Genomic DNA, 22,585 nt, shown 5'->3' with positions numbered 1-22,585 from the left:
AGACGAAATGCGTGATTAAAGCTCGGCGTCGCGATGGCAATCTTTAGAGTAGATGTAGCTGAACACCTCGTCTTTTCCCACCGCATAGCCCGCCTGCGGGCAGTACGCGCCCATAAAGATGTAGTCGCCTTTCTTTACCGGCACCCAGTCGTTGTCGAGGTTGTACATGCCCGCGCCGCTAAGAATGTAAGCGCCGTGCTCCTGCACGTGAGTCTCAATGTAGCCGTGGCTCGCGCCTGGATTGAAGGACAGAATGTGCATGTTCATGTCAAAACCCAGCTCTTTCGGCAGGAAGTCTTGCAAGATAACGTCACTCATTCCTTCATACTCAATACGCTCGAGCTGGCTGACGTTGCCGCTCACCACATAGGCTTTATGGCCCGCCAAAGGCTGATATTTGCGTTTGTAGAGGAACAGTTTGCTTGGTTTACCTTCGCTATTATTATCGAGATACAGCTTAACGCCTGCCGGGCAATATAAATATCCGCCGGTTTTCAGCGCGTAAGATTTATCATCCGCCGCCGCCATAATCTCGCCATCAATAACATAAATGAATGTTTCAATATCGCCGCCGCCGAAACCTTGATGATTACGGCCGCCGTCTAATAAGGTCACCAGATAATCGACAAAGGTCGCGCCTAACTTTGGCGTAGACAGAATAGTAATATCGCAATTCTCAAAGCCGGGAATAACGTTTTTAACTAAACCGTCCGGCTCAATTAAGGCGTAGTTGTGACGCTTAATAATAGAACGTGAAGATAAGACGTCGCCGCGGTAGCCGGTTTGTTGATTAATATAGCCCATGATTTTTCCTTATATATTCCACAGGCCGATAATTCATATCGACCTATATAAATTTATTGAGATAAAGCCGGTTTTGTAGCCTGCTGTTTTTTCATTAATACGTTGACGGTGAAGAACATGATGGTGCCGATAACCAAAATGGCCGCCGAGATATAGAAGCCCATGACCTTCGAGCCGGTATGGTCGGAGATCATCCCGGTCACCAGCGGCGCAATCACCGATGAAGACATGCCGAAGAAGTTGAAGACGCCGAAGCTGGTGCCGTAACCCTTTTTCGGCGCATTGTCGGCGACGAAGGAGATCATGATCGGATCGACCGCCAGCTTGCCGAGCAGGCCGTAGAGGATCAGGCTAATCAGCAGCATGGTGGAGTCCGGCGACAGCACGGTGCAGGTAAGCATCACCGCCGCGCAGATCTCGAGGAAGATGATCAGACTGACTTTCTTATTGCGGAAACGGTCGGACATGCGGCTGAAGAACAGCGCGCCCGGCACCGAGGCAAAGGCCACCAGCGCCGAGGAGAAGCCAATGGCCACGCCCTCGAAACCGCGCTCCTGCTGCAAGAATGACGGCAGCCAGGTGACAATCATGTAGTAGCCGTAACAGGTGGCGAAATACATCACGTAGGCGGAAATCATCTTCAGGCTGAACAAGCCGCCGGGGTTCTGATTCACCTCTTCCACTTCCGGCGCGGCGGTCACGGCTTGCGCCGCTGCCTGCTGTTTCGGAGCACTTTTGATAACGAAGAAGAACACTAGCGTCATGATAACCAGCAAGAAGGTGATCATGAATAGCAACAGTTGCCAGTTCATGCCGACGCTTTTCACCAGCAGGCTGGAGGCAATCAGGCCAATCCCCATCCCCAGCGCGGAGCCGCTGTTGATGATGGCGGTGGATAACCCGCGTTTCTCCAGCGGAATGCTTTCCGAGGAGAGCGAGTACGCCGAGCCATAGTAGGAACCACAGCCCGCACCGGCGAGCAGGCTACCGGCGTAGATCATATGCAAGCTGGTGGCGTTACCAATCAGCAGCGTGGCGATGATAAACAGGCAGAAGCCGGGGATCAGCACAATCTTCTTGCCGAACTTATCCACCAAGATCCCGGCGGGGATCTGCATGCCTGTGTAGGCGAAGAAGTAGAAGCTGGCGATCAGCCCCATTTCGGTGTCGGACTGCGCGCCAATCGTGGCCTGAATTTCAGGGAAGATCGGCGTCAGGACGGTGCGGTAGATCCAGATAACCGCCCAGCCGAGGCAGAGCACGACGACGATTTTCTTCCAGTACAGCGGATCAATGCCGCCGCTGGCGGGTGATGAGGCAGTGCGAGTGGTCATACTGCGCCCCCGTTTTCTTGGTAAGCCAGCTGATACAGCACGTGGGCCAGTGCGCGAACGCCTTCGGCCAAGTCGCTCAATTCAGTTTTTTCAGCCGGGTTGTGGCTGATACCGGCGATGCTCGGCACAAACAGCATGACGGTCGGCACCCGTGGCGCGAAGATTTGTGAGTCATGCCCCGCCCCGCTGTGCATCAGGCGATAGTTCATTTTCTGCGTTTCACACACTGCTGCGACCTGTTTCACCAGCTGCGGGTCCATCGGGATTGGCGCTTCGTCCATCCACAGGTTGATCTCCACCTCAATGCCCATCTCGCCGCAAATGCGCTTCATGTCAGCCTCAATCTCTTGAGTGAAACGCAGCAGCGCCTGTTGGTCGGTGTGGCGACAGTCCATGGTGAAGTGGGTAAAGCCCGGCACCACGTTGACGGTATTGGGTTTTGGCTCCACTTTGCCGAAGGTCAGCACCAGCGGGTCGCCCTCTTTGCGCGCCTTCTCAATGGACTCGTAGCAGATGCGGCTAAAGGCGTGCACGGTGTCACGGCGGTAGCCCATCGGCGTGGTGCCCGCGTGGTTGGACTCGCCGGTTAGGCGAATGTCGTAGCGGCGCTGGCCGACAATGCTGGTGACGACGCCGACGGTTTTGCCCTCGGTTTCCAGCACTTTGCCCTGCTCGATGTGCAACTCGACAAAAGCCCGCAGGTCCTGACGCACCGGCGTGTTTTCCGGGCGGAAGTCGAAACCGGCCTGATGCATGGCATCCACAAAGCCCACGCCCTTGGCGTCTTGGACCTGATGCATGTCGGCGTTATTCGCCAAGCCAAAGATGTTTTTGCTGCCCCAGAAGACAAACGGGAAGCGGCTGCCCTCTTCTTCCGCCATCGACAGCACTTCTAAAGTGCGCAGTGGCTGGCCGTAAGTCTCTTTCAGGTAGTTGATTGCCAGAAAAGCGGCTTCGATACCAAACTGGCCGTCGAGGTTACCGCCGTTCACCACGGTGTCGATGTGTGAGCCTGACATGATGGTCTGCTCGGGGTAATGGCTGCCTTCGAGGCGCGCCGACAGGTTGCCGACGTGGTCGAAATGGGTCTTCAGCCCGGCACTTTCAAATTTTTCCTGTAGCGCGCGCTGGGCGGCACACCACTCGGGGGTATAGAGAAGACGCGTCATGCCTCCGGTCGGGTCTGCGCCGATCTGCGAAAGCCACGCGGAAATGTCTTGTATCTGGCGAGGGAAGTTCTGCATATTCCGGTCCTTATTTAATTTCCATATTGAAGGTCATTAATCACGAGGAGGTAGAAATAGAACCGCGAATTACTGGCAGGTTATTAGCCAATAATCCGCGCAAAAGCATTTATTCATTCAAGTGATGTATTTCACTTATTTATAAATAATTAGAATCTATTAATTAACTGGCGAACGGGTCTTTATGGTCGTAAGAGCGTAAATAGATTTCATCGGAGACGAGGTAGTTGTAAATTTCATCAACAATTTCGATGCCATTGATTTCACTATTACGCTCATTGTTCTCGCTGTTTTGCCCCGGATACATTACCTGACTCACGCCCGGCGCAGGTTTAATGCCATTGAGGTCACTCATCACCTGATTAATATTTTTGCGGAAGCTGTCGATATTAGTAAAGGCGGCAGGATCGATAACAATATGCAGCTGGCCGAGGTTACGGCCTTCGGTCAGGTCGTGATACATCGAGCTAACATTGCGACCAAACGGCAGGCCGAGCATGATGCCCGCCAGCACGTCCACCATCAGCATCAGGCCATAGCCTTTCGGCCCGGCAATTGGCAGCAGGCCGCTGACGGCGAAAGGATCGGTAGTGTGTTCGCCGTTGGAATCCACGGCCCAGGTGTCAGGGATTTTGGCATTGCGCGAGCGGGCATCTAGCACTTTGCCCCACGCCTGCACCGTGGTTGCCATGTCGAAAGTGATCATATGGCCGTCTTCGCCCGGTGCGGCAAAGGCTATTGGGTTGGTGCCGTAATAGACTTCCGCACCGCCGTAGGGCACAACCATTGGGTCGGACTGGCAGAGAGAAATGCCGATAAGCCCTTGTTTAGCCGCCTGTTGTACAAAGTAAGAGAGCGCGCCGCTGTGGCCAATGCGGCGGATGCCCACCACCGCCACGCCGTTGTCTTTGGCGATGTCGATGGCGTGCTCCATGGCGATTTTGGCCGCCACGTGTCCCGCGCCGTTATCGCCGTCAAATACGCCGCTGCAAGGTCCGGTTTTCTCAAATCTAAAGTCCGGGTTGTTGTTGGTCCCGCCTTTGCTGATACGTTCTGAGTAGTACTCCACCCGAACGGCACCGTGAGAATGTACGCCCCTTGCATCGGCATGAACCAGAACATCCGCCACAATATTGGCCTGTTCTCTTGGCAGTCCCGCCTTGTTGATCTTATTGCTAATTAAAGTGTGGAGCTGTTCCCGGGTGACTTTCATAGATAATCCTTTTGGCTAACCACTGATAGAACCTATTTATGGTCACAATCTATAACCCTCAGACTTTAAAAATGTGATCGGCGACGTTTTTAAACTATTAAATTAAAATTTCATTTACTCCCTGCCGAATTATAAAAATTATTTTGATAAAGCCACGCAGCATTGATTGAGCGATTTTAATAAAGCCTGCGCTTTACCATGAATATTTCTAACAATCCGCGAAGTGTGATTCACCTCTCCTTGTGATACCCCAGATGTTTGTAATTTCCAGCCAGCCATTAAGGGAAATTTTAAAATGAAATTCTTTATCAGGCTTTTCACGAACCGCTTCTCACCAAGCATGAGAAAAAAAGCAAAAGGAAACAGTCATGGTCCACGCTTTTATTAAGAAAGGGAGTTTTCAGGACTCGGTAAGCCTGATGTTGATCTCCCGAAAGCTCAGCGAATTTCCACAAGTAGATGAAATTTCGGTGATGATGGGCACCCCCGCCAATAAATCCCTGCTGGAAGCCACCGGCTTTTGGCACGCCCAGTTCAACGACGCCACGCCGAACGACATTTGTGTCGCCATCAAGGCCGACAGCCAAGACCCAGAGATAACCCAGTTCATCAGCGACGCGCTGGAAGAGGCGCTGAAAGCCATTGCGCAGGGACAGCAAGGGGGCAAACGCCTTCCGGTCGCCCGCAGCTGGCAGACGGCTCGCCAAAAAGCGCCGGACGCCAATCTGCTGCTGATCTCCATTGCCGGTGAATACGCCGCCGGTCTGGCCGATCAGGCACTCGACAACGACTGCAACGTGATGATGTTTTCCGACAACGTCTCGCTGGAGCAGGAGATTGCGCTGAAGAAGAAAGCCAGCAGCAAAAAGCTGATTGTGATGGGGCCGGACTGCGGCACCGCGAATATCGCAGGAGGACCTTTGGCTTTTGCCAACGTTGCGCCCAAAGGCGTCATCGGGATTATCGGCGCGTCAGGCACTGGCATTCAGGAGCTGACTTCGCAAATTACGCTGGCTGGTCAGGGTGTCTCTCACGCCATTGGCCTCGGCGGGCGCGACCTCTCGGCTGAAGTCGGCGGCATCAGCGCCCTGACGGCGCTGGCGATGCTGGCCAATGACAGCAAAACGCAGGTCATTGCCTTCGTGTCGAAGCCTCCCGCTGAAGCCGTGCGCCAGCGCGTGATGGCTGAAATGCAGGGCATCAATAAGCCGATTGTCGCGCTGTTCCTCGGCACCAAACCTGCCAGCCCGCGTCTGGGCAATGTGTGGCTTGCCAGCACGCTGGACGAAGCCGCGCGCCTCGCCGCCATGTTGGCCAATGTGCAGCAGCAGATAGCCTCCCTGCCCGCCGTGCATGGTAAGAAAATCGCCGGATATTACGCCGGAGGCACCTTGGCCGCCGAAGTCGCCATGCTGCTGGCCGAACACTTGCAGGTCGCCCCTGACAGCCAGCATCACCACGGCAGCATGCTCGACGCCGAGGGCCATCGAATCATTGATATGGGTGATGACTTCTACACCCAAGGCAAACCCCATCCGATGATTGACCCGTCAACCCGCAACCAGACTATCGCCCAACTAGCTAATCAGCTTGAAACCGGCGTGCTGCTGATTGACGTGGTGATTGGCTTTGGTGCGCAAAATGATCCGGCAACCTCGCTGGCCGACACGATCCACGCACTCAAGCAGCATCGCGACGCGGCTCACCCGCTGGTGGTGATCGCCACCGTGACCGGCACCGAGCAGGACCCGCAACAGCGCAGTCGGCAAATCGACACGCTCACCGCCGCGGGCATCGTGGTGATGAACACCCTGCCGGAAGCCGTGCTGCTGGCCCATCAACTTATTAGCCCGCCGACCGAAACCGGGCCATTGACGCCTTACCACTTGCTGGATGGCGTCTCTGTTATCAACGCCGGTCTGCGCAGTTTCGCCACTGATTTACAAAGCAATCAGGTTCCCGTGGTGCATTACCAATGGGCACCGGTCGCGGGTGGAAATCAGCGTTTAGCCGCCATTCTGAAAAAATTGCACTGAGGGATCACATGACTACAACTATTAATGAAGCCAATGCAGCCGTAATTGCGCGGATCCGCGAAGCCCGTCCACACTGGTGTGACGTCAAACTGGCGCAGGAAGTGGTGCCGGTATTACAACAAGGTCGCAAGCTACTGCACGCCGGTCCGCCGGTGGTCTGGCAGGACATGAGTGGCCCGGTGCGCGGGGCCTGTATTGGTTGTTGCCTGTTTGAAGGCTGGGCCGAAAATGAACAGCAGGCGCTGGCCTTGCTGGAAAACGGCGAAATTGAATTTATTCCGTGCCACAGCGTGCGCGCCGTTGGCCCGATGGGCGGCATCACCTCGGCCCATATGCCCATGCTGGTGGTGGAGAACCACACCCACGGCAACCTGGCGTTCTGCAATATGAATGAAGGGATTGGCAAAGTGATGCGTTTCGGCGCGTATGGCCCGGACGTGCAGGAGCGCCTACGCTGGATGCGCGATACCTTGGCTCCGGTGCTGAAAGAGGTATTGAGCCACGTGGATGGCGGCATCGACCTGACCGCCGTGATGGCGCAGGCTATCACCATGGGGGATGAATTCCACCAGCGCAATATCGCCGCCTCCGCGCTGTTAATGCGCCAGCTGGCACCGAAAATCGCCCAGTTAGATCGTCCACAAAGCGAATTGACCAGCGTGCTCTCCTTCCTCGCCATTACCGATCAGTTCTTCCTCAATCTGGCGATGGCCTACTGCAAAGCCGCCATGGACGCCGGGGCCGAAATCAAACAAGGCACCATCGTCACTGCCATGACCCGCAATGGCAAAGATTTTGGTATCAAAATCAGCGGCATGGGCGACCAGTGGTTCACCGCGCCGGTCAACACGCCGGAAGGTCTGTTCTTCTCCGGCTACAGCCAAGCCGACGCCAACCCTGACATCGGCGACAGCGCCATCACTGAAACCTTTGGTATCGGCGGCGCGGCCATGGTCGCAGCACCGGGCGTGACGCGCTTTGTCGGCGCGGCGGGCGGTATGGGGGCAGCGCTGGACGTCTCCGAAGAGATGGCGGAGATCTTCCTCGAACGCAACATGATGCTGCAAATCCCGACGTGGGACTTCCAAGGCGCTTGTTTAGGTCTGGACGCCCGCCGCGTGGTGGAAACCGGCATAACGCCGCTGATCAACACCGGGATAGCTCACCGCTCTCCGGGCGTCGGTCAGATTGGCGCGGGGACAGTTTGCCCGCCGCTTGCCTGCTTCGAAAAAGCCATTGAAGCCTTAGCCGAGAAGCTTGGTATCAGCGCGTAACCCTTCACGCCACTTTGCCCGGCGCAGCCGTCGGGCAATCAGGAGCCACCATGGTTTGCATCGTTCTCTCTTCCAGCGCTCACGCCACCTGTGACTATGGTCCGTTGCGCCGCGCCGGTTTGTTTAACAACGCGATGAACTTTCTTACTCCGCGCCATCAGTTGCTGACGTTGCACCGCAGCGGGCACGGCCTCAGCCCGATGGGATGGGTGGTGGATGAAACGGATTTCGACCTGATTGCCGACCAGCTGCAAGGGGCCGAGCAGCTTCATTTTGATGCCGAAGGCTTATTGATTGATGGCCTGCGGGTGAAAAACATCGGCCCGCAGCGCGGCTTAACCTTAGGCCAGCAGGGGCTGGTGACCACGCAAACATTGCGCCAGACCCTGCGCTGTTCGCCAGCGCAAACTGGCCTGTTTGGCGGGTTAGACACACTGGTTGCTTCACCCGTCGTCGGCGAATTACAGCAAATGCAGCGCCAGTTTGCGGACTGGCTGCTGGGCGGCGAAGTGGACTGGACGGCGTTTATCGGCAAGGGGCCGGGCCTCACGCCAAGCAACGACGACACGCTGGTCGGCATGCTGCTGGTCGCCTACTGCGACAGCCGCGTTAATCCCAGCCAGCTGGCACCTTTTTTTGCGCACAGCAAGCCACTGGCCGGGCTGACCACGTTAGTGAGTCATCACTATCTGGCCTATGCCGCACGGGGGATTTTCTCCTCGCCGCTGCTGGCTATCGCCCACGGGCTATTGGCTCCACAGACCTTACTCCCCGCCGTGCGCGACCTGCTGAATGTCGGCCACTACTCGGGCGCGGACGCGCTGCTGGGCATCTGGCTGGCGGCGCAAACCATTAATCAACTTCACTCAGTCAGCACCTCGCCGCACTTTGCGACCTGCTGAAAGCGTGGTTTTTACTTGTGATTCAACACACTAGAGAACTGAACATGGAAACTTTGGTTATCGCTTTAGGCGGGAATGCCCTGTTGCAACGCGGCGCGGTTCTTTCTGCTGAAAATCAATATAAGAGTATTGCGCTGATTGCCGATGCGATTGGCGAACTAGCCAAGAAATACCGCATTGCCATTGTCCACGGCAACGGCCCGCAGGTCGGGCTGCTGGCCTTGCAAAACCTCAACTATCGCGACGTGCCGCCTTATCCGCTGGACATTCTGGTGGCGGAAACCCAAGGGATGATTGGCTATATGCTGGCGCAGAAGCTCTCCGCGTCTCACCCCGAGCAGGCAGTTTCAACCCTGATGACCCGCATTCTGGTGGACGGCGATGACCAAGCCTTCCAGCAGCCAACCAAGTTTATCGGCCCGGTCTATGCGCCGAAGGAAGAGTCACACCTGCGCCAGCAGTATGGCTGGACTATGAAAATGGACGGCGAGCATCTGCGCCGCGTGGTGCCTTCCCCTGAGCCGAAGCAGATCTTGGACATAGAAGCCGTTCACGCGCTGCTGGCGAAAAATCAGGTGGTGATTTGCAGCGGCGGCGGCGGCATTCCGATGGTGGCGACCGAGCAGGGGTTACAAGGCGTTGAGGCAGTGATTGATAAAGATCTCGCCGCGGCGCTGCTGGCCGAGGCGCTGGATGCTGACCATCTGGTTATCTTGACCGACGCCGACGCGGTGTATACCGGCTGGGGCACGCCAAGCCAGCAGGCCATTCGCAGCGCCACGCCGCAACAGTTGGCTCCGCTGGCGGTGCCGGACGGCTCAATGGGGCCGAAGATCATGGCGGTCAGCCGCTTTGTCGAACGCTCAGGTAAAGAGGCGCACATTGGCGCGCTCAAAGACATTGATGCCGTGTTGAACGGCAGCGCGGGAACACTGATCCACCCCGCCCGCTGATCCACCCAAAACACTGAAGCAGGCTGGTTACAGCCACAAAAATCAGGCCGGTGGAGAGCGATTTCTCACCGGCCTTTCAACGTTGAAGCATTTGAACTTTTGAGGCACACATCATGGAAAAAAACGCGCACGCCAGCCGGTTCCCCTACTGGATCCAGTTGGTCATTATCTTCTTCTTCGGCTGGGTGGTTATCTACGCCGGACGCTCGGTTCTCAGCCCGCTAATGCCAATGATTCAGGACGAATACGGGCTGAATCAGGCCGAGCTGGGCATTATTAGTAGCCTGTTCTTCTTGGCCTACACCCTGCTACAGGTTCCCGCCGGATTGCTCGGCGACCGGCTGGGCCACAAAAAAGTCTTAGTCACCGGCTTTATGCTGTTCGCCGTGTTCATTGCTTCTATCAGCATTTCGCCGGGATTCTTGGGCTTTATCCTGCTTTGGATGCTGACCGGCGCGGCGCAAGGGGTCTATTACGGCCCGCAGTACGCGCTCTCCTCAGAAGCCATTCCGAAGAAATGGCTGACGCTGGGCAGCGCAGTGATTGGCAGCGGCATGTCCTTTGGTATTGCGCTGGGCTATCAGCTATCTAGCGTGTCGGTGAATCATTTCCACACTGGTTGGAAATTGCCCTTTGTGATCATCGCCCTGCCGGTGCTGGTGGTCGCGCTGTTGATGCTGTTTGTTATCCATAAACGCCCGCCGGTTGCCGCGCCCGCCGCGGTACAGGCCGCCGACCAAGAGCCGCCGTTCCGCTTTATGGATTTGCTGAAAAATCGCAACCTGATCCTCGCCTACATCACCATTTTCTGCTCGATTTACGGCTTCTTCGTGATCATCTCTTGGCTGCCTTACTACTTGCAGCAGGAGCGTGGAATGGACATGGCGCGCGCCAGTAATATTGCGTCGATTGTGCCGTGGATTTCGATTCTCGGGACGCTGATTTTCAGCTACGCCTCGGACAAGCTGGGACGCAGAAAGCCGGTGGTGCTGTGCATGCTGCCGCTCTCGCTGCTGGCGCTGTTCGGCATTGTTTATTCGACCTCGGAAACCATGCTGATCGTGGTGCTGGTGCTGTATGGCTTTATCGGCAAAATCAGCCTGAACCCGATTCTGGTGGCGCTGGTCGCGGATAACGCGCCGAAGAAAGCCCTCGGCACCGCCTTCAGCCTGTATAACTTCTTTGGCATGGCGGCATCGATTTTTGCCCCTTACGTGACCGGCTTTATCGCCGACCGGACTGGCTCACTTAACGCTGGTTTCTACTTCGCGGCGATCATCACGCTGGTGGGAATCGGAGCCATGCTGCTGGTGCGCGAAAAACACGTGCCGCAACCGGAATGACCAGATAAAGGAGATTTCTTACAACATTTTGCCAATTGGGCGCTTTTTTCCCATGCCGTTTCAGAAAGTTCGCATTAGTATACAAATTCCGAATAAATACTCTGCCTAGTTGATGGATACCGGTTTGCTGAAAAAAATTTCTCTCTCACTTTTGGCTCTGGCCTTTGCCAGCATGCCGCTGTTGAGCCAGGCGAAAAACGCCCGATTGGCTTCTCAAGTTGTTGATGATTATGCCGAACATATCTTCTACGGCAGCGGCGCGATGGGAATGGCGCTGGTGGTTGTCGATAATAACCAACAAGTTTTCCGCAGCTTTGGCGAAACCCGCCCAGGCTCAGACATTCGTCCACGTGAAGATTCCGTGATTCGAATTGCCTCGCTGACCAAGCTGATGACCAGCGAAGTGCTGGTTAAGCTGTCGCAGCAGGGCACCGTCAAGATTAACGACCCGCTGCGTAAATATTCCGACGGCAAAGCCGTGCCTTCCTACAGCGGCACCACGCCAATCACCCTGCTCAACCTCGCGACTCACACCAGCGGCCTGCCGCGTGAGCAGCCGGGTGGCGCGCCAAATCGCCCGGTATTTACTTGGCCGACCAAGGCCGATCGCTGGGCGTGGCTGCGAGTCGCCAAAATGACCACGCCTCCGGGCGCGCGTGCGGCTTACTCCAACTTAGCTTTTGACCTGCTGGCTGACGCCTTATCCAACGCGGCGCGTAAACCTTACACCCAGCTGCTGCGCGAACAGATAACCCAGCCGCTGGGCATGGTCGACACCACGCTGACGCCAAATGCCAGCCAGTGTGCTCGCCTGATGTCCGGCCTGCGCCCAAGCCCATGTCTGAATACCACGGCGGCGGCGGGTAGCGGCGGGATTTACTCGACCCCGGCCGACATGGCGCGCTGGATGCGTCAGTTCCTGCCTTCACCTCTCGGCAAGCCAACCCTGACCGCCGAAATGGCGCAGAAGATGTACTTCAAGCGTACTGATTTGGTGTCGCTGAAAGGCATGGACGTACCGGGCATGGCCGACTCTTTGGGGATGGGCTGGGTGACGATGGCGCCGACGCCGTTGTTACCGCGCATTATTCAGAAAACCGGCGGTGGCGGTGGCTTTATCACTTACGTGGCGATGGTGCCTCAGCGCGGCGTAGGCGTGTTCGTGGTAGTGACGCGCAGCGAGTTAACCAAGTTTAAAAACATGAGTGACGGCGTGAACGATCTGGTTGCGGAGTTAGTGCGTAATAACGAGATTTAAGGCGCGGAATTATTTAAAGCACGGAATTGCAAGCTAGGCTTATCCTCCCCTTAGTTCAAGGGGAGGATCAAAACCCTATCTGATTGATAGGGTTAGTCATTAATGACGTTTGCCGTCATCATCTTCATCAACCAAATCTTCTTCATCACCTTCTTCGCCGTCCTCATCTTCGTCGTCGCCTTCGAAGTAAGTGCCCCAACCGTCGTAATCAACGCCGTGGGCTTCGGCCAGGTCCATCAACTGCTCAACCTGTTTATCAATCAGTTCGGCGTTCAGCGCAATTTCGCTGATCACGTCACAGCACATCACGGTTGAACCGTCTTCTAATTCCAACTCTTCTGCGTCATTAACTTCATAACCCAGTTTGAAAGCGGCAACCGCGGCTTTCTCCAAATCTTCAAACTTATCAGAAGATAAGTGATGTTCGATGGTGTAAAGCGCGTCTGGATCGCTGCCATCATCCAGCAGCTCTTCGATGATTAAGCGGGTCTCTTCACTCTGTTCTTCTAGCAATTCACGATTTGCCATGCCTCTGTCCTCAATCAATGTGACGTTTCTCTAGACCATTTTCACACAGCGCGGGGCCGGCCTCCACTATAAAGTTTTAACGACGGGGTTGTAATTGCATATTCATACATATAAATTGAATTTTAATTCACTACAGAATGCAAAAGCATTGGAGAGGAACACCATGAGTCTGTTGAGTAAACGTCATTTTCTCAGGTTACTGGATTTTACCCCGTCGGAGATTTCCTCCCTTCTCCAGCTCTCCGCCGAGCTGAAAGCCGCTAAGAAAAACGGTATCGAAAAAGCCCATCTGCAAGGGAAAAACATCGCGCTCATCTTCGAAAAAGACTCAACCCGCACCCGATGCTCTTTCGAAGTTGCCGCCTATGATCAGGGTGCTAATGTCACCTACCTCGGCCCAAGTGGCAGCCAAATTGGTCACAAAGAGTCGATGAAAGACACCGCCCGCGTGCTGGGCAGAATGTATGACGGTATTCAATATCGCGGTTTTGGTCAGGACAAAGTTGAGACGCTGGCGGAGTTCTCCGGCGTGCCGGTGTGGAATGGCCTGACGACGGAATTCCACCCGACTCAGCTGCTAGCCGACCTGCTGACCATGCAAGAGCATTTGCCGAGCAAATCGCTGTCGCAAATGACGCTGGCCTATCTCGGCGACGCGCGCAACAACATGGGCAACACCCTGCTGGAAGCCGCCGCGCTCTGCGGTTTGGACCTGCGTCTGGTCGCGCCAACGGCCTGCTGGCCTGAAGCAGAGCTGGTGGAAACCTGTAAGAAGCTGGCGCAGGAAAACGGCGGCAACATCACCCTGACCGAAGACATTGCGGCGGGCGTGAAAGGCGCGGATTTCCTTTATACCGACGTTTGGGTGTCAATGGGCGAGCCAAAAGAGACATGGAAACAACGTATTAGCCTGCTGCGTGACTATCAGGTGAATAGCGCCATGTTGGCCCTGACCGGCAACCCGCAGGTGAAATTCCTTCACTGCCTGCCTGCTTTCCATGATGACCAGACCACCCTTGGCCGCCAGATGGCGGAAGAGTACAACCTGCACGGCGGGATGGAAGTGACCGATGAAGTGTTCGAGTCGGCGCACAGCGTGGTGTTCGATCAGGCTGAAAACCGCCTGCACACCATCAAAGCGGTGATGGTCGCCACCCTTGGTTCACTCTGATTCGCCTTCGGCCTGACGCGACAATCCTCGCGCGTCAGGTTATTTCCTCCAGCTTCGCACATACCCTTTTACACAACATTGCAGTTTTTCACGGCCAATCCCCGCCTGAACACCCCATTTTCAACTAACCTTTTCATTATGCGCCGCTTCTTTTGCCATCTTTTGGAGTGATAAAGAAAAGGGAAACGATATGAAATCAGTCAATTTGGAATATGTCTTGCGACTGGAAAGTTTACTGAGCCGGATCTATCCCAGAGAACACATTGCCGATTTACTGAAACAGATCCTGCAACTGGCCGAAAAGTGGAATTACGGCAAACATCGCACTCAGGATTGGGTCGATGGCACCAACATTTACCTCATCACCTATGGCGACAATATCAGCCACGGCGAGCAGAAACCGCTGGCGACGTTGAACCATTTCGCCGACAAGTATCTGCGTGAAATCATCAGCGATATCCACATCTTACCGATGTATCCCTACAGCTCGGATGATGGTTTCAGCGTCATTGATTATCGCCGGATTGACGAACATCTTGGCGGTTGGCAGGACATCCACCAGCTCTCTTCTCACTTCAACCTGATGTTTGACTGCGTGATCAACCACATCTCGCGATCCAGCGACTGGATGAAAGGCTATCTGCACGACGATCCTTACTACAAAGATTACTTTATCGACTCCAACCCAGAGCTGGATTACAGCCGCGTGGTGCGCCCCCGTGCTCTGCCGCTGCTGACGCCATTTATCAAAGCCGACGGCACCGAGTTGTATCTGTGGACCACCTTCAGCGAGGATCAGGTCGACATCAATTTCAAAAATCCGCAGGTGCTGCTGGAGAGCATCGACGTGCTGCTGCAATACGCCGCCAGCGGCGGGCAGTCGATTCGCCTCGACGCCATTGGCTACATCTGGAAGGAGGTCGGCACCAGCTGTATCCATATGCCGCAGGCGCACAACATCATCAAGGTGTGGCGCACCATTCTGGATGAAGTGATCCCCGGCACGCGGCTGATCACCGAAACCAACGTGCCGCATCACGAGAACATCAGCTACTTTGGCGAAGGCGACGAAGCCCACATGGTGTACCAGTTCCCGCTGCCGCCGCTGACCCTGCACGCCTTCCTGCGCCAAGACACCACCACGCTAACCCAGTGGGCACAGAGCCTCAACGCCGAGGCGCGCTACCCGGAAACCACCTATTTCAACTTTTTAGCCAGCCACGACGGCATCGGCCTGCGCCCGACCGAAACCTTCCTCAGCGACGATGAACGCAAATACATGGCGCAGGAGACCTTGCGCAAAGAGGGCCGCGTCTCCTACAAAGACAACGGCGACGGCACCCACTCGCCCTACGAGTTGAACATCAACTTCCTCAGCGCCCTGACCGAGCCGGATGACGACGTCGACACCAAAGCGCGCAAATTCCTCGCAGCGCAGGCCCTGCTGCTCTCCTTCATCGGCGTGCCGGCAATCTATATCCACAGCCTGCTGGGCAGCGAAAACGACCTCGACGGCATGCACCAGTCGGGGCTGAATCGCCGCATTAATCGCAAGAAGCTCAAGCTGGACCAAGTGGAGGCCGGGCTGGAAAAAACCAACAGCCTAAGCTCGAAGGTGTTTTACGGGCTGAGTAATCTTATCAAGCACCGTCGCGCCCATCCGGCCTTCTCGCCACAGGCCGGACAGCGGGTGTTCGACATGGGGAAATCGCTATTTGCCATGGAGCGCTATGACCCGCTGACGGAAGACAAAATCACCTGCGTGTTCAATATCAGCAACCAAACGCAGGTGGTCAAACTGGCGATTGAAGGCAAGGATTTGATTGCCGATGTGCCTTTCGACGGCCAGACGCGTCTCCAGCCGTGGCAGGTGGTGTGGATCAAGCACAAGCTGAAGGCGCCGGAGCGTCTGGGGCGCATGCGTCGCTGGAGAATGAAAATCTTCAAACGGTAAGTGGGCTGCCAATCGTTTGCTTTTTTGCTTCGATTCAGGCCGATTTTCGCTTGCAGCATGAAAATCTGCGCGTATAATGCGCCACAATTTGCCGGGAGAACCCATGAACAATTGTCAGGTTTGTGATGTTAAAAAACATACTCAACACGCCGTACCTGAAGGCAGCCCGCTGCCGTTGTTCTTCCGTTGCATCACTGAATTATTGAAAGCCCCTCATTGAAGGGGCTTTTTTTTGTCCAGAATTTGAGGTTTAAGAACCGTAACTGCTGAGGAAATACGTCATGGCTAATCCGCTGTACCAAAAACACATCATCTCGATCAACGATCTCAGTCGTGAAGAGTTAGAACTGGTGCTCGACACCGCGGCCAGCCTGAAAGCCAATCCACAGCCCGAACTGTTGAAGCATAAGGTGATTGCCAGCTGCTTCTTCGAAGCCTCGACCCGCACGCGCTTATCGTTCGAAACCTCAATCCACCGTCTTGGCGCTTCAGTAGTTGGCTTTGCCGACGGCTCCAACACCTCGCTTGGCAAGAAAGGCGAAACGCTGGCCGACACCATTTCAGTGATTGGCACCTACGTGGACGCCATCGTCATGCGCCACCCGCAGGAAGGGGCGGCGCGCTTAGCCACTGAATTCTCCGGTGGTATTCCCATTCTTAATGCCGGGGACGGTGCCAACCAGCACCCGACGCAGACCCTGCTCGACCTGTTTACCATTCGCGAGACTCAGGGCCGTCTCGACAACATCAAGATAGCCATGGTCGGTGACCTGAAATATGGCCGCACCGTCCACTCGCTGGCGCAGGCGCTGGCGAAATTCAAAGGCAACCGCTTCTACTTTATCGCCCCGGACGCGCTGGCGATGCCGGGCTACATTCTCTCCCTGCTGGAAGAGAAAGGCATTGAGTACAGCCTGCATCAGAGCATCGACGAGGTGGTGCCGGAGCTGGATATTCTCTACATGACCCGCGTGCAGAAAGAGCGTCTGGACCCGTCGGAGTACGCCAACGTCAAAGCCCAGTTCATCCTGCGCGCCAATGACCTGCAGAGTGCCCAGCCGCACCTGAAAGTGCTGCACCCGCTGCCGCGCATCGACGAAATCACCACCGACGTCGATAAAACCCCTTACGCCTGGTACTTCCAGCAAGCAGGTAACGGCATTTATGCCCGCCAAGCCTTGCTGGCACTGGTTCTTAACGCCGACACTGCCCACTAAACTTGAGGAGAAAACAGCATGACTCACGATAATAAACTTCAGGTTGAAGCCATCAAATGCGGCACCGTCATCGACCATATTCCGGCTCAGGTAGGCTTCAAGCTGCTGTCGCTGTTTAAGCTGACTGAAACCGACCAGCGCATCACCATCGGTCTGAATCTGCCGTCGAACGAGCTGGGCCGCAAAGACATCATTAAAATCGAAAACACCTTCCTGACCGAGCAGCAGGTCAACCAGCTGGCGGTCTACGCGCCGAAAGCCACGGTGAACCGCATCGACGATTACGAAGTGGTGAAGAAGCTGACCCCAAGCCTGCCGGACCGTATCGACGGCGTGCTGCACTGCCCGAACAGCAACTGCATCAGCCGCTCTGAGCCGGTGGCCTCGAGCTTTAGCGTCAAGCAGCGCCAGAGCGAAGTGCACCTGCAATGCAAATATTGCGAGAAAGAGTTCGAGCATCAGGTGGTGATGAGCAGCGAAGAATAAGCCGTGACGTGATCGGGCGTAATGACTTTTCATCTGCGCCCTTTATACTGTCGGCAAGCTATCCTTCCTTATCACTTAAATCAGGAGACACTATGTCCCGCGAAATTAGCACTGAAAATGCACCAGCAGCTATCGGTCCTTACGTTCAGGGCGTTGATCTGGGCAGCATGATCATCACTTCCGGCCAGATCCCGGTTGATCCAAAAACTGGCGCAGTTGCCGATGACATCGCAGCCCAAGCGCGTCAGTCTCTGGTCAACGTTCAGGCGATCGTTGAAGCCGCTGGCCTGAAAGTCTCAGACATCGTGAAAACCACCGTTTTCGTGAAAGATTTGAATGACTTCGCCACCGTTAACGCCACTTACGAAGCTTTCTTCACCGAGCACAACGCGCCATTCCCGGCCCGTTCTTGCGTTGAAGTGGCTCGTCTGCCGAAAGACGTGAAAATCGAAATCGAAGCCATCGCCGTTCGTCGTTAATTCGACCTTCGCGCCGTGCAATAGCCAGCCTGCGGGCTGGCTTTTTTATGCCTTTTTCCGCCCCACTCCCCGCCACATTGTCATTGCCTCATCAGCGACCATACTTAAGACATCTGCCCGTTTTCTGCCCTGTATTCAGGCAGCCGCCTTATCTGGCGCACTGAAATAGCGCGAAATAGCCTCTTTTACTCACGTTTTTATGCACTAACCCGAAATCATTCGAGCTATATCGAGGCGGCAAAGTCATGAATCCCTAGGAGCTTACTCAAGTAAGTGACTGGGGTGAATGAGTGCAGCCAACAAAGAGATAGTGCGAATGATGAAGGGTTTTTGCACGCTGGCATGGTTTATGCCTGATCCATGGTGTGTATCTAAAAACAATGAAGCAGCCTGTCCTGTCAGTGAGGTGAATATGATTAATATCGAGCTTTCTGATTCACCCTTTTTTGATGAAATGCTAATGGCGCAGGGGCAACACCGCGACCATTATCAAGCTTACTGGCAATGGTTACAGCAGGCCGATCAACAGGCCGTACAGCGCAAAAAAGAGGAAGCCGCGCTGCTGTTTCACCGGGTGGGGATTACCTTTAATGTTTATGGCGAGGATGACGGCGCGGAGCGGCTGATTCCGTTTGACAGCGTGCCGCGCATCATTCCGGCCAATGAGTGGAAGATGTTAGATCTCGGCATTCGCCAGCGCGTTGAGGCACTTAACGCCTTTCTACATGACATCTATCATGACCAGAAGATACTCAAAGCAGGCATCGTGCCTGCCGAGCAGGTGCTCGCCAACGAGCAGTACCAGCCTTGCATGCAGGGGGTAGATCTGCATCGCAACACCTATGCGCACATCGCCGGAACCGACATGGTGCGCGGCGGCGATGGCGAATATTACGTGCTGGAAGACAACCTGCGCACGCCGTCCGGCGTCTCTTATATGATGGAAAACCGCAAAATGATGATGCGGCTCTATCCTGAACTGTTCGCCGAGCAGCGCATCGCGCCGGTGTCGCGCTACCCTTCCCACCTGCTGCAAACCCTGCGCGAGAGCACGCCGGTCAATGACCCGACCGTGGTGGTGCTGACGCCAGGGCGTTTCAACAGCGCCTATTTCGAGCACAGCTTCCTCGCCCAGCAGATGGGTGTCGAGCTGGTGGAAAGCGTTGATTTATTTGTCAAAGATGGCGCAGTGTTTATGCGTACCACCTCCGGCCCGTGCAAAATAGACGTGATTTACCGCCGCATTGATGACGCCTTCCTCGACCCGCTGGCCTTCCGCGCTGACTCCATGCTCGGCGTGCCGGGGCTACTTTCGGTCTATCGCGCCGGTGGCGTGGTGCTGGCGAACGCCATCGGCACCGGCGTCGCCGATGACAAGTCCATCTACCCTTATGTGCCGGAGATGATTCGCTTCTATCTGGCGGAAGATCCGATCCTCAATAATGTGCCGACGTGGCAGTGCCGCGACGAAAAAGCCCTGAGCTTCGTGCTAGCGAATCTGGAAAAAATGGTGGTGAAGGAGGTTCACGGCGCTGGCGGCTACGGCATGTTGATTGGGCCGACCGCCAGCAAAGCGGAGATCGAGCGTTTCCGCGAACTGCTCAAAGCCCGCCCACAGAACTACATCGCGCAGGAAACGCTGGCGCTCTCCACCTGCCCGACCTTTGTCGGCAACGGGCTGGCCCCGCGCCATATCGACCTGCGCCCCTTTGCGCTCACCGGCGCGGAGGTGCGTCTGGTGCCCGGCGGCTTAACCCGCGTGGCGCTGGCCGAAGGTTCGCTAGTGGTCAACTCGTCGCAGGGCGGCGGGACCAAAGATACTTGGGTGTTAGAGGATGAGCCGGTCAACGGCCAAGTTGCGGAGGATGACGCATGCTAAGCAGAACCGCCAGCGAGCTGTACTGGATGGCGCGCTATCTGGAGCGCGCCGAGAACATTGCCCGCCTGCTCGACGTCACCAACAAGCTGTCGATGATGTCTATTCGCGACAAATCCCAGCTGGAAGATGAGCAGAACGATTTACTGGTGCCGCTGACCCTCACCGGCACCCGCCAGCTGTTCAGCGACAACTATCCGCAGGTCAGCATGAGCAATCTGCTCAACTTCTTCGCGCTGGACAGCCTTAACCACAGCAGCATTTTCAGCTGCATGCAGATGGCGTGGAACAACGCCCACGCGGTGCGCGGCAGCCTGTCGTCGGAAGTGTGGGAGAGCATTAACGCCTCGTGGATTGAGATGAAGCAGATCCGCCGCCAAGGCGTGGCGTCGGTCGGCGCAGACGCCTTTTTCGACTGGGTAAAGGAGCGTTCGCACCTGTTCCGCGGCGCCATGTTCGGCACCCTGCTGCGCAGCGACGCGCTCTATTTTATTCGCCTTGGCACCATGCTGGAACGCGCCGACAGCACGGCTCGGCTGCTGGACGCCAAAAACCAGCTGCTCGACGCCGATGAAGACCCGGTGCGCGAATATTACCGAATGGACACCTTGCTGCGCGCAGTCAGCGCCCGCGAGGCTTTCCACACGCTTTATAAGCAGCAAATCAGCCGCGAGACCATTGCCGACCTGCTGATCCTGCGCCGCGAACTGCCGCGCTCGCTGCTGGCCTGCGTGGAGATCATGGCCGAACAGCTGGAGCTGATTGGCGGGCGCACCGGCAACTTGCCGCGCCGCTTGGTTCACACTCTGCACGCCGAACTGCGTTTCAGCACCCTCGACGACATTCTTGCGGTGGGCCTGCGCGAATGGCTGGCGCAATTCCTGAGCCAAACCAATGCCATTGCCGAAAGCATTCACCACACTTATCTGGAGGCACAATAATGAAGCTTAATGTCAGTCATCAGACGCATTACACCTATGCCCAGCAGGTGAAACGCAGCACCCAGTATCTGCGCCTCACCCCACAGGACTCCAGCCATCAGAAGATTTTGTCGTGGGATTTAACCCTGCCGGAGTTCGCCACCCGCACGCTGGACGCCTATGGCAACGTGCTGCACGTGCTGACGCTGGACCAGCCGCATCAGGCGATCACCATTGAAGCCAACGGCGTGGTGGAAATCGAAGATAACGTCGAGGATGACAACTGCGGGCATTTATCGCCGCTGGTCTTCCTGCGCACCAGCCCGCTGACGCAGGCCGACGGCGCGATCCGCGACTTTGCCAGCCGCTATTATCGCCCGCAGGCCCAGCATGAGAGCCTGCGCGCCTTGATGGGCGAACTGTTGATGAAAATGCCTTACAGCCCCGGCACCACCACGGTGAAAGACAGCGCCTCGCAGGCGTTTTCCGCCCAACAGGGAGTGTGTCAGGACCACACCCACGTGTTCCTCGCCTGCTGCCGCAGTTTGGGCATCCCGGCGCGCTACGTCAGTGGCTATCTCTACACCGAGGATTCCACCCACGTGGCCATGCACGCTTGGGCCGAGGCATGGCTCGACGGCCACTGGCAGAGCTTCGACGTGACCAACAACACCTGCCAGCCTAATCAGCATTTGAAACTCGCCATTGGTATCGATTATCTTGATGCGTGCCCGGTGCGTGGCGTCCGGTTAGGCGGAGGGTGCGAAGATATGCATACCGTCGCGGCGGTTCAAATGCTCGATATTCCCCAATGACCCTGACTTACTGAAAAGGTAGATTTCGATGACTTACTGTGTGGCCATGCGCTTGTCCTCTGGTCTGGTTTTTGTCTCAGATTCGCGCACCAATGCCGGGGTGGACCACATCTCCACCTTCCGCAAACTGCATGTTTTTCATCAAAGCGATGAGAGGATGCTGGTTATCCAAAGTGCCGGAAATTTGGCGACCACACAGAGCATCATCAGCCTGCTGCACCGCCGCTGTCTGGACCCCGACCGCGAGAATATGCTCAACGTGGAGTCGATGTACGACGCCGCCAGCCTGCTGGGGGAAACGGTGAGAGAAGTGATTGCCCGCGACAGCGGCGCCAATCAGGGCGGTATGACCGATTTCAGCTGTAACTTGCTGTTAGGCGGGCAGATTAAGGGCGAAGGGCTGCGGCTGTTCCACGTTTATCCGCAGGGCAATTTCATCGAAGCGACCCACGACACGCCCTATTTCCAAGTGGGAGAAAGCAAGTACGGCAAGCCGATTATCGACCGCGTGCTGACCTACACCACGCCGCTGGAGCAGGCAATGCAGTGCGCGCTGATTTCGATGGACTCGACCCTGCGCAGTAATCTTTCCGTGGGCCTGCCGCTGGACGTGATGATTTATCAAACCGATAGCTACAGTGCGGCACAACAGCATCGCATCACTGAAGAACATCCGTATTTCGACATGATCCGTAAAGGCTGGGGGGAAGGTCTACTGAGCATCTTCGCTCAGTTGCCGCCGCTGAAGCTGGATTAATAAAAAAAAGGATCGGCACTC

20 protein-coding genes are annotated in these 22,585 nt (G+C 55.9%); 15 read left to right on the top strand and 5 right to left on the bottom strand.

The window, feature by feature from the left end; all coding sequences use genetic code 11:
• Positions 1-15 precede the first annotated feature (15 nt).
• From allE to allD, 4 genes are all read right to left on the bottom strand, one after another.
• Entirely contained in the window at positions 16-804 is a 789-nt protein-coding gene (gene allE / locus GEAM_RS00720; protein ID WP_034786852.1) for a (S)-ureidoglycine aminohydrolase, read from the bottom strand.
• A gap of 53 nt (positions 805-857) precedes the next feature.
• Positions 858-2,138 (bottom strand): MFS transporter, encoded by a 1,281-nt coding sequence (locus GEAM_RS00715; RefSeq protein WP_051899363.1) that lies wholly within the window; start codon positions 2,136-2,138, stop codon positions 858-860.
• On the bottom strand, positions 2,135-3,382 hold the full coding sequence (gene allC / locus GEAM_RS00710) for an allantoate deiminase (RefSeq protein WP_034786850.1): 1,248 nt from the start codon (positions 3,380-3,382) through the stop codon (positions 2,135-2,137). The genes GEAM_RS00715 and allC overlap by 4 nt, the downstream gene beginning before the upstream one ends.
• Before the next feature lie 163 nt (positions 3,383-3,545).
• Positions 3,546-4,595 carry an ureidoglycolate dehydrogenase gene (gene allD, locus GEAM_RS00705; protein WP_034786845.1) on the bottom strand — a complete coding sequence of 350 codons (1,050 nt, stop codon included), beginning with the start codon at positions 4,593-4,595 and terminating at the stop codon, positions 3,546-3,548.
• A gap of 368 nt (positions 4,596-4,963) precedes the next feature.
• Between allD and fdrA the strand changes: the two genes are divergently transcribed.
• The 6 genes from fdrA to ampH all read left to right on the top strand — a co-directional run bounded on the left by fdrA (position 4,964) and on the right by ampH (position 12,361).
• Positions 4,964-6,631: an acyl-CoA synthetase FdrA gene (gene fdrA / locus GEAM_RS00700; protein WP_034786843.1), complete on the top strand. Its 1,668-nt coding sequence runs from the start codon at positions 4,964-4,966 to the stop codon at positions 6,629-6,631.
• Positions 6,632-6,639: 8 nt separating this feature from the next.
• Positions 6,640-7,905: a YlbE family protein gene (locus tag GEAM_RS00695; protein ID WP_034786841.1), complete on the top strand. Its 1,266-nt coding sequence runs from the start codon at positions 6,640-6,642 to the stop codon at positions 7,903-7,905.
• Between the two features lie 50 nt (positions 7,906-7,955).
• A complete protein-coding gene (locus GEAM_RS00690; RefSeq protein WP_051899362.1) occupies positions 7,956-8,807 on the top strand; it encodes an oxamate carbamoyltransferase subunit AllH family protein in 852 nt (283 codons plus the stop codon).
• 44 nt (positions 8,808-8,851) lie between these two features.
• On the top strand, positions 8,852-9,760 hold the full coding sequence (locus tag GEAM_RS00685) for a carbamate kinase (protein ID WP_034786837.1): 909 nt from the start codon (positions 8,852-8,854) through the stop codon (positions 9,758-9,760).
• A 113-nt stretch (positions 9,761-9,873) separates the two neighbouring features.
• Positions 9,874-11,103 (top strand): MFS transporter, encoded by a 1,230-nt coding sequence (locus GEAM_RS00680; RefSeq protein WP_034786834.1) that lies wholly within the window; start codon positions 9,874-9,876, stop codon positions 11,101-11,103.
• A gap of 112 nt (positions 11,104-11,215) precedes the next feature.
• On the top strand, positions 11,216-12,361 hold the full coding sequence (gene ampH, locus GEAM_RS00675) for a D-alanyl-D-alanine-carboxypeptidase/endopeptidase AmpH (protein WP_034786832.1): 1,146 nt from the start codon (positions 11,216-11,218) through the stop codon (positions 12,359-12,361).
• Positions 12,362-12,460: 99 nt separating this feature from the next.
• On the opposite strand, the gene rraB is transcribed toward ampH, so the two are convergent.
• The gene (gene rraB, locus GEAM_RS00670; RefSeq protein WP_034786830.1) at positions 12,461-12,889 is read right to left on the bottom strand and encodes a ribonuclease E inhibitor RraB; all 429 of its coding nucleotides are present in this window, start codon (positions 12,887-12,889) and stop codon (positions 12,461-12,463) included.
• 163 nt (positions 12,890-13,052) lie between these two features.
• Here rraB and argF point away from each other — a divergent pair, with 163 nt between their 5' ends.
• From argF to GEAM_RS00625, 9 genes are all read left to right on the top strand, one after another.
• Positions 13,053-14,060, top strand: coding sequence for an ornithine carbamoyltransferase (argF, locus tag GEAM_RS00665; RefSeq protein WP_034786828.1), 1,008 nt, complete (start codon positions 13,053-13,055; stop codon positions 14,058-14,060).
• Between the two features lie 190 nt (positions 14,061-14,250).
• Positions 14,251-16,014, top strand: a complete 1,764-nt coding sequence (locus GEAM_RS00660) for a sugar phosphorylase (RefSeq protein ID WP_051899361.1) — start codon at positions 14,251-14,253, stop codon at positions 16,012-16,014.
• A gap of 281 nt (positions 16,015-16,295) precedes the next feature.
• Complete coding sequence (gene pyrB / locus GEAM_RS00655) at positions 16,296-17,231, top strand: aspartate carbamoyltransferase (RefSeq protein ID WP_034786826.1); 936 nt, start codon at positions 16,296-16,298, stop codon at positions 17,229-17,231.
• A gap of 18 nt (positions 17,232-17,249) precedes the next feature.
• On the top strand, positions 17,250-17,717 hold the full coding sequence (gene pyrI / locus GEAM_RS00650) for an aspartate carbamoyltransferase regulatory subunit (protein ID WP_034786823.1): 468 nt from the start codon (positions 17,250-17,252) through the stop codon (positions 17,715-17,717).
• 92 nt (positions 17,718-17,809) lie between these two features.
• Positions 17,810-18,196 carry a 2-iminobutanoate/2-iminopropanoate deaminase gene (gene ridA / locus GEAM_RS00645; protein ID WP_034786820.1) on the top strand — a complete coding sequence of 129 codons (387 nt, stop codon included), beginning with the start codon at positions 17,810-17,812 and terminating at the stop codon, positions 18,194-18,196.
• 412 nt (positions 18,197-18,608) lie between these two features.
• Positions 18,609-20,075 (top strand): circularly permuted type 2 ATP-grasp protein, encoded by a 1,467-nt coding sequence (locus GEAM_RS00640; protein ID WP_034786816.1) that lies wholly within the window; start codon positions 18,609-18,611, stop codon positions 20,073-20,075.
• Positions 20,069-21,013, top strand: coding sequence for an alpha-E domain-containing protein (locus GEAM_RS00635; RefSeq protein WP_034786811.1), 945 nt, complete (start codon positions 20,069-20,071; stop codon positions 21,011-21,013). Before GEAM_RS00640 ends, GEAM_RS00635 begins: the two co-directional genes overlap by 7 nt.
• Entirely contained in the window at positions 21,013-21,807 is a 795-nt protein-coding gene (locus GEAM_RS00630; RefSeq protein WP_034786809.1) for a transglutaminase family protein, read from the top strand. Before GEAM_RS00635 ends, GEAM_RS00630 begins: the two co-directional genes overlap by 1 nt.
• A 28-nt stretch (positions 21,808-21,835) precedes the next feature.
• Entirely contained in the window at positions 21,836-22,564 is a 729-nt protein-coding gene (locus tag GEAM_RS00625) for a proteasome-type protease (RefSeq protein ID WP_034786806.1), read from the top strand.
• Positions 22,565-22,585: the final 21 nt, after the last annotated feature.

It is taken from the genome of Ewingella americana ATCC 33852, assembly GCF_000735345.1.
GTDB lineage: Bacteria > Pseudomonadota > Gammaproteobacteria > Enterobacterales > Enterobacteriaceae > Ewingella > Ewingella americana.
Note: the sequence above shows the minus strand (reverse complement) of the source record. Positions and strands in the feature narration are given on the sequence as shown.

Coding starts and splice junctions, on each gene's coding strand:
- allE (WP_034786852.1), bottom strand. CDS start 804: ATGGGCTATATTAATCAACAAACCGGCTACCGCGGCGACGTCTTATCT.
- GEAM_RS00715 (WP_051899363.1), bottom strand. CDS start 2,138: ATGACCACTCGCACTGCCTCATCACCCGCCAGCGGCGGCATTGATCCG.
- allC (WP_034786850.1), bottom strand. CDS start 3,382: ATGCAGAACTTCCCTCGCCAGATACAAGACATTTCCGCGTGGCTTTCG.
- allD (WP_034786845.1), bottom strand. CDS start 4,595: ATGAAAGTCACCCGGGAACAGCTCCACACTTTAATTAGCAATAAGATC.
- fdrA (WP_034786843.1), top strand. CDS start 4,964: ATGGTCCACGCTTTTATTAAGAAAGGGAGTTTTCAGGACTCGGTAAGC.
- GEAM_RS00695 (WP_034786841.1), top strand. CDS start 6,640: ATGACTACAACTATTAATGAAGCCAATGCAGCCGTAATTGCGCGGATC.
- GEAM_RS00690 (WP_051899362.1), top strand. CDS start 7,956: ATGGTTTGCATCGTTCTCTCTTCCAGCGCTCACGCCACCTGTGACTAT.
- GEAM_RS00685 (WP_034786837.1), top strand. CDS start 8,852: ATGGAAACTTTGGTTATCGCTTTAGGCGGGAATGCCCTGTTGCAACGC.
- GEAM_RS00680 (WP_034786834.1), top strand. CDS start 9,874: ATGGAAAAAAACGCGCACGCCAGCCGGTTCCCCTACTGGATCCAGTTG.
- ampH (WP_034786832.1), top strand. CDS start 11,216: ATGGATACCGGTTTGCTGAAAAAAATTTCTCTCTCACTTTTGGCTCTG.
- rraB (WP_034786830.1), bottom strand. CDS start 12,889: ATGGCAAATCGTGAATTGCTAGAAGAACAGAGTGAAGAGACCCGCTTA.
- argF (WP_034786828.1), top strand. CDS start 13,053: ATGAGTCTGTTGAGTAAACGTCATTTTCTCAGGTTACTGGATTTTACC.
- GEAM_RS00660 (WP_051899361.1), top strand. CDS start 14,251: ATGAAATCAGTCAATTTGGAATATGTCTTGCGACTGGAAAGTTTACTG.
- pyrB (WP_034786826.1), top strand. CDS start 16,296: ATGGCTAATCCGCTGTACCAAAAACACATCATCTCGATCAACGATCTC.
- pyrI (WP_034786823.1), top strand. CDS start 17,250: ATGACTCACGATAATAAACTTCAGGTTGAAGCCATCAAATGCGGCACC.
- ridA (WP_034786820.1), top strand. CDS start 17,810: ATGTCCCGCGAAATTAGCACTGAAAATGCACCAGCAGCTATCGGTCCT.
- GEAM_RS00640 (WP_034786816.1), top strand. CDS start 18,609: ATGATTAATATCGAGCTTTCTGATTCACCCTTTTTTGATGAAATGCTA.
- GEAM_RS00635 (WP_034786811.1), top strand. CDS start 20,069: ATGCTAAGCAGAACCGCCAGCGAGCTGTACTGGATGGCGCGCTATCTG.
- GEAM_RS00630 (WP_034786809.1), top strand. CDS start 21,013: ATGAAGCTTAATGTCAGTCATCAGACGCATTACACCTATGCCCAGCAG.
- GEAM_RS00625 (WP_034786806.1), top strand. CDS start 21,836: ATGACTTACTGTGTGGCCATGCGCTTGTCCTCTGGTCTGGTTTTTGTC.